The following is a 13,248-nucleotide window of genomic DNA, read 5'->3' on the forward strand; positions in this document are numbered from 1 at the left end:
ATGATGTAACGACGTTTTTAATTGATGTATAGAACTGATATACAGACAGCTCCTAAATGGCTCACAAGTAATGTGAGCCATTTAGGTCATTTAATCATTCAGGCATGGTATAATTACGAACACTATTAATTAGTAGTTAGCACACTATTTACTATGAGTCTAAACGGCATTGTCACGATCATCATTATCATCGCCCTTATTGGTTTGGGAATATTTTTTATAAGTCAACCTGATGAAAATACCGAGGTTGATGAGGTAGATAGTACGAGTGAAGCAAGTGATGTGGGGCAGGATAGTGAGGATGAAGAGGATGAATCGACGAACAACACCGATGAGGGAGAGGTGCTTGTAACGTATACGGGCAGTGAGTTTCAGCCCGCGTCTGTTGTGATCGAAGTAGGTGAGACTGTTCGATTTATGAATGAGTCAGATGCAGATATGTGGGTGGCTTCAGCGCAACACCCAACACACGAGAGATACTCCGGTACTAATCTTCAAGAGCATTGTCCTAATGAGTCAGGTGACGCATTTGATCAGTGTGAGTCTAGCGATGAATACACGTTTACCTTTGAAAAAGCAGGGGAGTGGAATTACCATAACCACGCGAACGCATCACACTTTGGTACGGTAATTGTTGAATAAGCAGCATGAATCACCAATACATTGGTCACTTTTTGCTCCGTAGCGCCATTGCGTTTGCGTTCGGATATGCAGCAGTTGCCGGTTTCTTTGATCCGGTTTCGTGGGCATCTTATTTTCCTGACGCGGTGGAGTTGTTGCCTGTCTCGAAACTCGCTTTGCTTCAAGTGTTCGGTATTGCTGAGCTGATTATTGCGGTTTGGTTGTTATCAGGTGTACGTATTGTTATCCCTTCGGCCATTGCATCAGTGTTGTTGCTCGGGATCGTCTTTACGAACTTCTCATTACTCGATATTTTATTCCGTGATCTTGCGCTTGCCGGAGCAGCGGCAGCACTTGCGTTCCTTGAATTTGAGAAGACGGGACGTATTTTTTAAATAATTTATTTTAGGCACCAGCAGAGCGTTTACGTGTCGATACTAGGTAACGTTTGAGCAGGTTGTCCACCGATTGTGCACAGCTTGTACACGGAATTATACTCTTTTATCCCTTTACAAATAAGGGTTTTTTTGATAAAAATGAGAAATAGCAATGAGTCAATCAACCGTAATGTCAATTGATTGTGACACTGAGCTTCGCATCTTTGTGAGCGATGGTGTTGGTATTTTTGTACCTAGCATCGTCACCGGTGCGACATTACAATCCAATAGTTTATGAATCGCTGATCCCTCAGCGATTTTTTATTGTCATATTACGAACTAACGTTATGTCCATGCCCTACAAAAACATTTCGAAAGCTTGTCTCGTGGAGTTGCAACCGGTACTTGATCTACTACGGGAAGGAAAGTTCTTTGGAGCTGAAAGTGTTTGTAACATAGTTGCCAAACGGTTTAATGAACGGGAAGAGGTTTCGGAGGACTGTCGTACACTTGTCTCTGATATTGAAGATTTTATTTCCCACAAGAGCGAAAAATCACTCGAGGATATAACGAAGCAGCATCAGCAGCTTACGGGGGCGGTTTCGTAAAAGAGGCAGAGCTAATAATCAAAGTGTAGAGAACAAAATAAAAATACCCCACCATCGGTTGATGGCGGGGTTGCGTTTACTTCCCAGGAAGCCCCGCCCGGAGCCCCTCCCTCCTATTTCGGAGGCCGGGGAGGAGGTACTTTGTATTAAATTAAAGCCCTGCCTCGAGTTGCATGAAGGCAGCGTTTATACACATCGCTTTTTTGAGTATGCGTATTATAATAAAAGCATGAAGCAAGTTGAATTTGATGAGCAGAAAAGTATTTTCGATGGCCGGCGGCACAAAGCTAGACGGTCGGTGTTGGTGCGTTGGATGATGAAGCTGTCATTTATTAAGACGCAGCGTCAGGCGAACATCGCTCTGATAGGTATAACGATCGCTGCGCTGGTCGCCTCATACTTGATCTTAAATAATACATTTAATCTAACCGGAGGCGATGATCAAACGTACATAGAAGATCTCACGCCTGAAGAGCGCGAAGAGCTTCCTCCGGAGTTCTTGGAAGCCCTTCCTTCACGGCAAGACTAAAGCTCTTTTCTGGTTTTTTGTATTGGATTTGCATTGAAAAATAAAAGCGTTATAATTCTCACATGACAACCTCAATATCACAGCTGTTTTTCTTTTATTCTTTTTTCTTTGGGACGTATCGTCTCCAGGGTCAGTTTGTGGTATTGCAGTAATCTCTCTTAACACTCGATATTAAAAACAGGCTCTGGCGACAGAGTCTGTTTTCATTTGCACCGTTGCAAATGATCGCGTATAGGATATTGTTCCTTTCAATGAGGAGAAAACAAATGACAACACTGGCGAATGCAAAGCAGCGTACCCAGCTGCGCAATCGGCGGATCGTATCAAAGCGAAATCCGATGACCCCGCGGCAGGCGCACGAACAGTGGCCGCTGACTCAGGAGGCGATGGCAAACGTTTCGGCGTCTCAGCAGACAGTGATCGACATCCTGAACGGTGTAGACCGGCGGATGCTCGTTATCTGTGGTCCTTGCTCGGCACACAGCAAAGAGCAGATGACAGCCTGTGGCGAGTGGGTTCAAACTATGCAGAAGCAATACGGCAATAAGATGTTTTTCGTCCTTCGCTTCTGCGTTGAGAAGCCTCGCTCTACAACCGGATGGGAAGGACTGATCTTCGATCCGCACTTTGACGACAGCAGGGACGAGAACGAAGGTGTCAGGCTTTCTCGTGAGATCGGTCTTGTGTTGGCGGAAAATAATGTTCCGCTTGCAATGGAGTACCTGCACACCGATACGGCACAGATGCTCGATGATCTGGTTACGGTTGCCTGGATCGGTGCTCGAACCGTGAGCAGTCCGAATATTCGCCGGTTTGCCGGCGGTGTTTCGATGCCGATCGGGTTCAAAAACGGCGAAAGCGGTTCCTTGGTCCCGGCGATCCAGGCGATCACGACGGCCGGCACGCCTGAACAGGAGTTTCGGAGTATCGATGATGACGGCGTGCGCGCGTTTTTCCAAACAGCGGGAAATGCGGACACATTTCTTATCCTGCGGGGCGGTACCGATGGCTCGAACGCAACGCCGGAGGGAATTGCCGATGCCGCAAAGCATTTGGCAGAGAAAGATCTGCCTCAGCGTATCGTTGTTGACTGTGCGCACAAGAACAAGTCCGGCGGTCCGGATACACAGAGTGCACCGCTTATGGTTGCTGTTAATCAGCGTGTTGCCGGCGCTCCGGTGCTCGGCGTTATGCTGGAAGTGAGTACTCAGGAGCATGGTAGTCGCACTGACCCGTGCGCAACCATCGAGCAGGCTTCGGGTATGCTCGAACAGGCGTATGAGGCGCTTGGCGAGTAGCTGTTGTCATTTCTTCAACCCGTGGACAAAGGCAAGATCTCTTTCAAAGAGGTCGACCCGGCGTCCACGGGTTTTTATTTTGTTTACAAAAAAGAAGTTGTGGGTATGTATAACCGGAGAGGGTTCACTATCACTTTTTATTCGTGCAGATCGTGAGAGTAGAACTAGATCAGAAAAAACGCCTCCATGGATCATGCAGGCGTTTTGTTGAACTGGTTGTGAGAGTTTTACCGCTGAAGGTGTCGCGGTGGGCAGTGTGCGTGGTGAGCAGACATCCGCCAAAGCACGATCTTCTTGCCGCATCTGGGGCAGGTGAAGCAACATGAGCGGTACGTACTGTCAGTGGGTTTGTTGCACCCACAGATCTCGTAGTCATGGGCGTAGGAACTATTCTCAGGGCGAGTTTCTGGCATCTAGGCCCCCTTTCTTGTAAGTGGTTTCTGCCATCTATAGTAGTTTGTTTTTAACAAAACACAAGAGGGGATAGCCGTATAAAATATAAAACAAATACGGGATAGAGAAGTTGCATTTCAGATCATATCGCGATGTTTTTTGGGGTACAGTAGATCACCAAGAGGCAACCGAGATATGCTTAAAACATTGTGTATATCGGATGTACACACTTTTATTGGATTGTCGTACCCTCGTATCACGTTTTTGGGTTATAATACATCCAGTGTATGCGCACCCATCTGACAAGACGTAATTCCAGGCGTAACTAATGAGATATTTGATCTTCCAATTCTTTTTTTCTCGCGCATTTCTACTCAGAGGTGTTATTTTTCCTTGTGCTGTCGCCGTTGTGCTTTTTCCTGCCGTGTTGCCTGTGTTTGCACAAGACTCCGGGCAAAATGTAGCGGTTGTATATCCGGTAAATGAAGAAAGTGTGCAGACCGGAGATATCATTACGCGTGATCGCCGGACCTACACCTTGCGTTTTTCGCGTGTTCCAAATTCCCAAGAGCTATTCGGGGTCATTGTTGAAGATCATGCGATAGTGTACCAGCTCGACGATGAAGAAGGGGGTGTGCCTATTCTTCGAAGTGGGCAAGCGGAAGTGAACGTGACGTTGGCTGGTGGCGAGATCGAACCGGGTGACATCATAACGTCATCATACGTTCCGGGTTTTGGAAGGAAAGCAGGAGTGAATGATCAATACCAACTCGGTATTGCTTTGGAAGGATTTGACGGATCAAACTCAACAACAACGGTCCAGGCAGGTCCGGAAGGTGAAATGGAGGTTGCCGCCGGATCTGTATTCGTTGATCTCGATATAGGGCCGACTCAAGCTTCGGAAGAGAAGTCTACCGCTGCGTTCGGGCTCGTGTCATTTGATGGTGATGATCTTCTAAAGGTTGTGCGTATTCTCATTGCCGGCGTTATTACGGTCGGGGCCATTTATAGCTCGTTTCAATATTTTGGAGACAACCTTACCGCTGGCATTTCGTCTATCGGGAGAAATCCAATGGCGAAAGGCTCGATACAGCGCATGGTCTTCGTGAACCTGGCGGCCATTATTCTGATAAGTTTTGCGGGAATTGGACTTGGAGCTCTGGTGCTCTTTATTCCCATATAGGGAGGAATTTAGTATTCAGCACGTATGGAAAAACAGCATTGTGAAAAAGGTTGCTTAATGTGAACCTTTCCCCATGTTTATGTGTTCTGGCAAAACACTCGTGTGATATACTAGTTGTGTATGATCAGTCACGCTCGATCTTTTCTAGCTCAATCTTTTACCGGGGGAGAAGGCTTCCTTTCGTCCGTCGATATCTCAACAGGAGCGATATTATTTTTGATAGTGGCGGTCCTCGTTCTTGCATTCCTTGTATTTCGAAGCGAGCGACACATGCGTAAGTTGTCGGCACCGGTATACGATGCGATCATTTCTCAGGCGCAGGATCGCGCACAGAAGATCGTCGATGATGCCACTGAGTCAGCTCGCGCTATTCAGGCTGACGCTGAAAAGAATGCGACTGCTTATCTCACTGATCAGCAGTCGCGTGCTGAGGATGTTAACCGGCAGTATACACAGCAACTTCAGGCAGCAGCTGAAGAAGCACAGCATGCGATCACGGATTATCGTAAAACAGCAACTGACGCAACTGACGCGGTTGTCGAGCATTTGCGTGAAAAGATATCGTCATCAGTTGATCATGCTACTAAGTATATAGAGAAGGCGGTGGATCAAGTTGACGCAAGCCTGGTTGAGCAGACAAATTCGCTTAGCGATTCGCTTGACAGTGTTAAAGAAGGGTACATTAAAGAACTTCGTTCAGTTCTTTCAGAAGAGTTATCAAAAGCAAATTCAGCAATAGATGCGTATCGAAGTGAGAGGATGAATATGGTCGATCACGAAATAGGTTCGTTGGTAGAGAAAACAACTCAGCTTACGCTCCAGAGAACGTTGACAACGGATGAGCACACCGAACTTGTTCAAGAGGCGCTTGAAGAAGCAAGGCGGCAAGGGGTATTCACCGGAGGTCAGTCTGATTCATAATCATATGACGGTTCTTGAGACGATTCTATCAAATACCTATACGACCGTTGATCTCAACCGCCGTCTGGCGAGAGCGCGAGAATTTGTTGAGTATTTTGTATATAGACAGACAGATGATAAAGAAAGTATCATCAAAAATTCGGCGCTGATCGATGAGCTAGAACTTTTTTTAGAGAGAAAAGGAGAAAAAGAGCGTGACGTTACCGCGATATGCGAATGGGGAGAAAGTGCTTGGACCACACTAGCAACCAAAGATCCGAGTGAGCAGTTCAAAAACCTCTCTCGTTTAATTGAGAATTTGCCTATTATCGATCTGTATCTTCCTCATAAACTTCCAGATGAAGCCCTGGATGCGATAGGAGAGCAGTTCCGAGAAAAATTTGGAAGATACGTGATCCTTGACGTTCGTATTTCTTCTAAAATGATCGGTGGATGTGCCTTTAGTTTCCAGGGTCATTATTACGATTATTCTTTTCAGAAGCGAGCCGAATCACATCATGCAGAGATCACTGAGATGGTGAAAAATATAGGGAGAGATCAGGCTGTTGCCGAATAAGAAAAGCATTGAAAAGGGTGGGCTGATGGTTAGTGAAAATATATATGACTGAAGATCATGCACAGAGGAGACACAAAGAAGTGGGGTTTGTTGAGGAGGTGAAACATTACCTTGTGTATATTCGAGGTTTACCGACGGTACGGGTAAACGATCTTCTTGTTGACGAGAGCGGTCGTCGCGCGATCGTTGGTTCGATACTGGAAAATCGAGTCGAAGCGCTTATGCTCGACAAGGTTCCTTTTTCTGTAGGAGACAGGCTATGGGTGGCAAAAGAAAAAGCCCAGGTGCGTATCGGGAGTCATCTTTTTGGTAGTGTATGTGACGGTCTTGGTAACCTCGTGTCGCATCAGCAGACTGATGCCTCACAGGCTCCGTCAGTTACTGATGAAGAGAGTGTGGTGTCGTTTACGCACGATGTTCGAGCCCGTGATATCGATGAACGTGATTTTATTAAAGAGCAGCTCCATACCGGTTTTAGTGCCATCGATCTTCTTGTACCTATTGGTAAAGGTCAGCGAGAACTTATTTTCGGTCCGATCGATAGCGGAAAGGATGAATTTCTTCGAGAAGTTGTTTCGAGTCAAAAAGGAAAGGATATCGTTTGTATCTACGCTGTTGTAGGTAAGCCGGCCGGCTTTACTGAGCAGCTTGTTCGTGAGTTCACAGCAAGTGGAGCACTTGCGCACACGATCATTATTTCCGCACCGTCTACTGACGCTGCGCCAAGCATTACCGTAGCTCCTTCGACCGCGTTTTTGTTCGCTGAACATTTTGTTGCTCAAGGGAAAGACGTGTTGCTTATACTCAATGACCTTGGTATCCATGCTCAGTATTTACGTGAGGTTGCATTATTGTCCGGTCGAGTGCCGGGTCGGGAATCGTATCCGGGTGATATGTTTTATCAACACGCTCACCTTATGGAGCGTGCCGGTCGGTTCAATAAAGCGGCCGGCGGAGGCAGTATTACACTTTTCCCGGTTATGGAGCTTAACCGGGAAAGTGCTCAAAACCTGATCCCGACGAACTTGATGGCGTCTACCGACGGTCACCTTATGTTCTCTGCTGACGTGCAAGCAGAAGGTGCCTTGCCTGCTGTGGCTGTTATTGAGTCGATCACTCGTATCGGTCACCATACTCAATCGTCGCTTACGCGTGAGTTGTCGACGCGGTTGATGGGTATTGTGTCAGAGTATCCGCGGCAACAGGAGTACAGTCGCTTCGGGACAACGTTGAGCGAGCGGACAAAGCGTGTTCTAACGCAAGGGAGTCTGATACAGATATTGTTAAACCAGAAATGGGTAGGACCTCTAGACGAGACAATGCAGATCATGTTGTGTACGCTGCCGCTCACATCAATGTCTGATGACCAAAAGTCACCTCAAAATGTGCGGGTATATCGCGAGGATATCATGGAAATACTTCGCGAGGACGATGTTTTCAAAGAGGCACGCGAAGGAGCGACTGCTGATATGCCATTTAAAGAGTTTCTTGAGCTAATGGAGCAGAATATTTCCGCAGTTACATCATTATGGCAGACATCCAAGACAACCAAGCAGAATTAGAAAGTGTTCGGACGATTCACGCCATGTCCGGTGTGATGCGTGATATTGCCGCTACACGCACAGCTGAACTGCGCAATAAATATCACCAAAACGTCGCCTTCTACACAGAAGTGCGAGATCTCTATGCAGTGATTCGTGGCATTGTTCAGCAGCAAGGGTCTGAAAAGAAGCCACCGAAGGCGTCATGGGGAATCGTAGCAACATCAAGTCAGCACTTTTACGGTGGGCTGAACCGTGACGTAGTAGAATACTTCATTAAACATATTGACCAGTACGACGACTGTCTTATTATTGGAAAAACCGGCAAACAGTATATTGAGCAGGCGGGATATGCTGATCGGTGTGATTTTCAGTCGTTTAAAGATGATATACCGGACACTGAAGGTATACAGGTGTTGATACAACAAATGAGTAAGTATGATAAAGTTGATATATACTATCCTGCATACAAGACGCCGTTTTTTCAAGAACCTAAATCATTCGATATTAATGCTCGACCGAATGAAGAAGGGGGCGGGAAGACCGGGTTGAATGAGGAATATATAACTGAGCCTGAATTAAGTAAGCTGTACGATTTTTTTAGGACGCACGTTAAGTTGATGTTATTTAGAAGGGTGTTGCTTGAAACCGACCTTGCTCGATCGTCTGCGCGACTTATGAAGATGCATTCCGCTGAGGAGGCATCTGAGGATATGATCGGAGATCTAACAAAGCAAATTACGAAGAACAAACGAAATGCGGAGAACGTTGAGTTGCTTGAAACAGTAGTCGCACTAAAACAATGGCAGAAACTTCAAGAAAACAAGTAGGAAATATTATTGAAGTTCGTGGTCAAACGGTTCGAGTGTCATGTAACGCAGACTATCTTCCGAGGCAGCGCGAGCTGCTTGTCGCTACAGACAACAAAGATATTCGTTTAGAAGTATATTCATACGAGAATGACAGGGTCTTAAAAGCGCTTTTGCTATGTGATCCGGAGTTGGTTTCTCGTAGCATGGCAGTTGAAGCTACGGAAAACGACATAACAATACCGATAACACTCGACGTTCTTGGTCGGGTGGTTAACATTTATGGTGAACCTCAGGACGGGGGAGAGCCGATCAATACCGAAAAAAGGCGTTCGATATATCAGCTTCCGGAAGCATTGGACAATGATAAAGACGACAAGAAAGCACCAGAGATTTTGGAAACAGGTATCAAGGCGATCGATATTTTTGCCCCAATACCAAAAGGTGGAAAACTCGGCCTGATCGGGGGTGCGGGTGTGGGAAAAACTATTTTGTTGACAGAACTGCTTCACAACATCGGTTCACTTGATAAAACCGCTTCAATTTTTGCCGGGATCGGTGAGCGTATCAGAGAAGGGCATGAGCTGTGGAATTCTCTTCAGGAGAGCGGTCTCATGGATAAAACCACAATGATTCTGGGAAACATTAACGAAAACGCCGCGATTCGATTCAGAATTGGTGCGGCTGCGGCTGCTTTCGCTGAATACTTTCGGGATGATGAAGGGTACAATGTACTATTTTTTGTGGATAATATGTTCCGATTTGTGCAGGCAGGAAGCGAGCTCTCGACCTTATTGGGGGAGATTCCATCGGAGTTCGGGTATCAACCAACACTTCAAAGTGATATTTCTGATTTCGAGAATCGGTTGCGGGGGAGAAATGGTAAGTGGGTGACCTCGGTTCAGACCGTGTATGTGCCAGCAGACGATATGACCAACCCGGCGGTAGCAACAACGCTTCCGCACTTGAACGCAGCCGTTTTTCTTTCTCGCGATATAACACAGCAAGGTCGTTTGCCGGCAATTGACCTGCTTCGATCACATTCCTCGATCACTGATAAAGATATCGTCGGTGAGTACCACTACAGTACAGTAACTCGCGCGATGGAGTTTCTTAATCATTATTCTCGTCTGGAGAGAATCGTTTCTATTGTTGGTGAGGAGGAGCTTTCAAAAGAAAACCGTCAGTACTTCCAGCGTTCAGTTCGATTGTTAAATTATATGACCCAGCCGTTCTTTTCAGCGGAGATCCACACAGGGCGAAAGGGGGTAAAAGTTGATCGTAAAGACGCTATCCGTGACTTGGCCGACATTATTGACGGCAAATATGATCATATTCCTGCTGACGAAATGCTGTACATCGGAACACTTAGAGGCGCCGGTCTTAAAGGGCAACACACCGGTCCGAAGAGATAGTGTAAGGAAAAACAGTCTAAATTTCGGTATAAATAGAAACCGTGTTTTGGTGAGTAAAGATAGCGAATCGCTTAAATTTAAATTCTTTTTGAGTTGAATCCGGGAGATGGACTGTAAGATCTGAGTCAATACAGATAGTGATATAGTTAGCATGACCCGGGAGAATATCAAAGGGGCCGTCGCTATTTTGAGCGCTTACGGCGGTTGCATCGCCCTCCCATAGGATCTCATCCGGCCCTACAACGCGAACATGGAGTGTTTTTACAGCATCTACCATTTGTGCTAAGTGTAGCAGAACTTCCTAATGCTGACTAACGAGAAAAAGTAGGTTAATTGTGAGAGGTGAATCAACGAACAACGGGCGTCGGGAACCGCTACTAAGCAAAATAGCGTTTACCACGGTTGTTTATCCCTAAATATTCTTAATGAGCATCATCTGACCACTAACTGTGTGGTTTTTTCTTTCTCTGGCGCAATTAAGGATCTGCAGAGCGCAAAAGCATGTAAATAAGAAAAATGAGGGATTTATTACCTCAAATCTGGCAGATCTCACTTTTTGTGGCTGTTTTACCATGAGTCATAAAATAGTGTTAAAAAGCACTCTGGTTTCTTGCTTAAATTGCGCAAGCTATCCACACATTTTGATTATTAGGACTGTGCATGAACTGCTATAATAAGGGGACGTTTTGAGGTTTGAGGGGGAACCGAGATACCGCCGAGATAAGCGACTTTTGAAGGGTGCCGAACACGATAGGATCTCGTTTGAAAGTCTGGCCTCAAGAGTCTATGAGAGAACTGCACGCATGACATATTTTGACGGTAAAAAATACTTATCAACCAGAGAGGCTCACAAGCTCACTGGTTACACAACTGATTATATCGGTCAGCTCTGTCGTGGTGGACTGGTAGTAGCAAAGCAGGTAGATAGAGTGTGGTATATACAGGAAAAAGACCTGCTTCGCTATCAGGAAGGTATTTTAATGGGGGTCCCACGCGAGAAAAATACCCCGGAATCATCAAATATTCCAAATTCTCAAGAAAATGTTGTTGGAACCAATTCTTCCGAGGAAGACACCCTGCAGCCACCTAAAGCATCGGCTGTGGTGTCGATATCTGGTACGGCAGCTGTTTCTCAAGATGATGAGTTGTCAAGCCGGTTTCGTCGTAGCACAAAGAAACGCGGCGCAAAAACGGTAATGCTCGCAACAGTTGTCGGTGCGATCATGCTCGCGCTTAGTACTGGCTTGGTCGGAAGGCAGGCTGTGAGAGAGTGGTGGAAAGGATATGAGCACCAAGAGGCGGTGGCTATCGTTTCTCGGTCGCTTCATTCAACACATGCACGACTTGAGGGTGTTCAGCACGCAATGGCAAGGATCGACAGCGCTGTCTCCTCGGTCGGGTTTATTGCACAAGTTGCATTTGATCGACTTGGACTCGAGCCGATCTTTAGCGGTGCTCGCGACCAGCTCGCCCAGATTTCTCAGTTCGGCACTGCCGCTGAGAATCCTGTAGATCAGCGTGATCGTCTCTATGCAACGTCAACGCTGAATACATTTCGTCGTCTTTCACGCGGTGAGGGAACGATCGTATACAACACAAATATTCGCGGAACTCAGAACTTGGATGTTCTAGGTTCAGTTACAACGGGCGACCTCACAAGCAGCGGTCCTATTGTTGGACAAGGATCTGTTACGTCACAAGGCCCATTTACTTCAGGTGGCCAAGCAACTTTGAACGCCGGTCTTACGGTCACCGGTCAGACCAGTCTGGACACCGCATCAGTATCAGGACAACTTTCTGCTTTAGGTGGAATCTCGACTGAGGGTACTGATATTGATCTTGGTGGTGGAGTATTGCTTAATACAGAGATCGTTCGTGAGATTCGAGCTGGAGATAATATTGAGATCGAAGAGGCAGAGGATGGCCGACCGATCATTTCCGCCGACTTTAGTGATTCGAACACCACGTATACGGCCGGAGACGATCTGGTGCTTAGTGGAACTACGTTTTCTCTTGATTCCAGTATTGATGTTTCGTCGATCTCAGGTCTCGGTTCTCTAACCGGCGGAGGTCTTACCGCGACTTTCACAGGGGGGCGATTAGGTATTGATACTACCTCACCTTCGTCAACTCTTTCGGTCGGAGGTTCGTTTGGTGTGACTGGAACCACTACGTTTAATGGTCTTACCTACACATGGCCAACCACGCAAAATAATGGCTATATTCTTTCAACAGATGGTAACGGTGAGCTTTCGTGGATTCAAAATTCAAGCTCGGCTTCAACGCCCGGTTCTAACGACGGAGCTGTTCAGTTTAACGACGGAGGTGATTTTGGAGGAGATGCAGATAATTTCTTTTGGGATGATGTTCAAAATCGACTCGGTATCGCTACGACTTCTCCGGCATCTTCTCTTGCGGTTGGAGGTGTTATTACGGCAAATGGAGGTAATTCCACACGGTGGAATGAGGCATATGGCTGGGGAGATCACTCAATAGCTGGGTATCTGGATAATGTAACCGCTGCTGGACTAGAGGCTTCTGGTACGAATCTTGCACTCTCGAGCGGTTACGTGATTCCGACAACAGCTTCAACAACTGCTTGGGAGGCGTTTCGTGATGTTCCAAGTACCCGCATAACGGCTGGTCCAGGACTTTCATGGACAGGCAACACTCTCGCTGCTCTTCTCGGAGACTCGATCGATACCACCGAAATTGAAGACGGCACTATCCTCGGCGTCGACCTCTCCACCACTTCACCGGCTACTGACGGTCAGATTCTTTCGTACGATGACGCAACCGGAGGCTTCACATGGGTTGCTAATCCTGGTGCGGCAACCTCCACTCCCGGCTCCACCGACGGCGCTGTACAGTTCAATGACGCCGGTGGCTTCGGAGGAGATGTGGACAACTTCTTCTGGGACAGCTCGACGAACCGGTTGGGTATCGGCACCAGCTCACCAGCAAGTGCACTTGATGTTAACGGCACTATCACCGCCA

13 protein-coding genes are annotated in these 13,248 nt (G+C 46.8%); 12 read left to right on the forward strand and 1 reads right to left on the reverse strand.

All coding sequences use genetic code 11. From position 1 onward, the window contains the following. Window positions 1-153: 153 nt before the first annotated feature. The 11 genes from WD312_00005 (at window position 154) to WD312_00055 (ending at window position 10,251) form a co-directional block, all read left to right on the forward strand. Window positions 154-642, forward strand: a complete 489-nt coding sequence (locus WD312_00005; GenBank protein MEX2563494.1) for a hypothetical protein — start codon at window positions 154-156, stop codon at window positions 640-642. A 5-nt stretch (window positions 643-647) separates the two neighbouring features. Next, window positions 648-1,016, forward strand: a complete 369-nt coding sequence (locus tag WD312_00010) for a hypothetical protein (protein ID MEX2563495.1) — start codon at window positions 648-650, stop codon at window positions 1,014-1,016. 329 nt (window positions 1,017-1,345) lie between these two features. Then, entirely contained in the window at window positions 1,346-1,606 is a 261-nt protein-coding gene (locus tag WD312_00015) for a hypothetical protein (protein MEX2563496.1), read from the forward strand. 229 nt (window positions 1,607-1,835) lie between these two features. Then, window positions 1,836-2,135: a hypothetical protein gene (locus WD312_00020; protein MEX2563497.1), complete on the forward strand. Its 300-nt coding sequence runs from the start codon at window positions 1,836-1,838 to the stop codon at window positions 2,133-2,135. Between the two features lie 251 nt (window positions 2,136-2,386). After that, window positions 2,387-3,433, forward strand: a complete 1,047-nt coding sequence (locus WD312_00025) for a 3-deoxy-7-phosphoheptulonate synthase (GenBank protein MEX2563498.1) — start codon at window positions 2,387-2,389, stop codon at window positions 3,431-3,433. Window positions 3,434-4,154: 721 nt separating this feature from the next. Next, the gene (locus WD312_00030) at window positions 4,155-5,009 is read left to right on the forward strand and encodes a hypothetical protein (GenBank protein MEX2563499.1); all 855 of its coding nucleotides are present in this window, start codon (window positions 4,155-4,157) and stop codon (window positions 5,007-5,009) included. A gap of 120 nt (window positions 5,010-5,129) precedes the next feature. Further along, window positions 5,130-5,930 (forward strand): hypothetical protein, encoded by an 801-nt coding sequence (locus WD312_00035; GenBank protein MEX2563500.1) that lies wholly within the window; start codon window positions 5,130-5,132, stop codon window positions 5,928-5,930. 4 nt (window positions 5,931-5,934) lie between these two features. Continuing rightward, the gene (locus WD312_00040) at window positions 5,935-6,486 is read left to right on the forward strand and encodes a F0F1 ATP synthase subunit delta (protein ID MEX2563501.1); all 552 of its coding nucleotides are present in this window, start codon (window positions 5,935-5,937) and stop codon (window positions 6,484-6,486) included. 44 nt (window positions 6,487-6,530) lie between these two features. Beyond that, window positions 6,531-8,048 carry a hypothetical protein gene (locus WD312_00045; protein ID MEX2563502.1) on the forward strand — a complete coding sequence of 506 codons (1,518 nt, stop codon included), beginning with the start codon at window positions 6,531-6,533 and terminating at the stop codon, window positions 8,046-8,048. Continuing rightward, on the forward strand, window positions 8,015-8,857 hold the full coding sequence (locus WD312_00050; GenBank protein MEX2563503.1) for a F0F1 ATP synthase subunit gamma: 843 nt from the start codon (window positions 8,015-8,017) through the stop codon (window positions 8,855-8,857). Before WD312_00045 ends, WD312_00050 begins: the two co-directional genes overlap by 34 nt. Next, window positions 8,830-10,251 (forward strand): F0F1 ATP synthase subunit beta, encoded by a 1,422-nt coding sequence (locus WD312_00055; GenBank protein MEX2563504.1) that lies wholly within the window; start codon window positions 8,830-8,832, stop codon window positions 10,249-10,251. Before WD312_00050 ends, WD312_00055 begins: the two co-directional genes overlap by 28 nt. A gap of 16 nt (window positions 10,252-10,267) precedes the next feature. Here the strand turns inward: WD312_00055 and WD312_00060 are convergent, their stop codons facing one another. Further along, a complete protein-coding gene (locus tag WD312_00060; protein ID MEX2563505.1) occupies window positions 10,268-10,528 on the reverse strand; it encodes a hypothetical protein in 261 nt (86 codons plus the stop codon). 526 nt (window positions 10,529-11,054) lie between these two features. On the opposite strand from WD312_00060, the gene WD312_00065 reads away from it, so the two are divergent. Continuing rightward, window positions 11,055-13,248, forward strand: a 2,194-nt coding sequence (locus tag WD312_00065; protein MEX2563506.1) for a helix-turn-helix domain-containing protein, incomplete at its 3' end; no start/stop codon positions are given.

The organism is Candidatus Paceibacterota bacterium (assembly GCA_040905715.1).
Taxonomy (GTDB): Bacteria; Patescibacteriota; Minisyncoccia; order Phycocordibacterales; family CSBR16-193; genus JBBDHZ01.

Coding starts and splice junctions, on each gene's coding strand:
- WD312_00005 (MEX2563494.1), top strand. CDS start 154: ATGAGTCTAAACGGCATTGTCACGATCATCATTATCATCGCCCTTATT.
- WD312_00010 (MEX2563495.1), top strand. CDS start 648: ATGAATCACCAATACATTGGTCACTTTTTGCTCCGTAGCGCCATTGCG.
- WD312_00015 (MEX2563496.1), top strand. CDS start 1,346: ATGTCCATGCCCTACAAAAACATTTCGAAAGCTTGTCTCGTGGAGTTG.
- WD312_00020 (MEX2563497.1), top strand. CDS start 1,836: ATGAAGCAAGTTGAATTTGATGAGCAGAAAAGTATTTTCGATGGCCGG.
- WD312_00025 (MEX2563498.1), top strand. CDS start 2,387: ATGAGGAGAAAACAAATGACAACACTGGCGAATGCAAAGCAGCGTACC.
- WD312_00030 (MEX2563499.1), top strand. CDS start 4,155: ATGAGATATTTGATCTTCCAATTCTTTTTTTCTCGCGCATTTCTACTC.
- WD312_00035 (MEX2563500.1), top strand. CDS start 5,130: ATGATCAGTCACGCTCGATCTTTTCTAGCTCAATCTTTTACCGGGGGA.
- WD312_00040 (MEX2563501.1), top strand. CDS start 5,935: ATGACGGTTCTTGAGACGATTCTATCAAATACCTATACGACCGTTGAT.
- WD312_00045 (MEX2563502.1), top strand. CDS start 6,531: ATGACTGAAGATCATGCACAGAGGAGACACAAAGAAGTGGGGTTTGTT.
- WD312_00050 (MEX2563503.1), top strand. CDS start 8,015: ATGGCAGACATCCAAGACAACCAAGCAGAATTAGAAAGTGTTCGGACG.
- WD312_00055 (MEX2563504.1), top strand. CDS start 8,830: ATGGCAGAAACTTCAAGAAAACAAGTAGGAAATATTATTGAAGTTCGT.
- WD312_00060 (MEX2563505.1), bottom strand. CDS start 10,528: ATGGTAGATGCTGTAAAAACACTCCATGTTCGCGTTGTAGGGCCGGAT.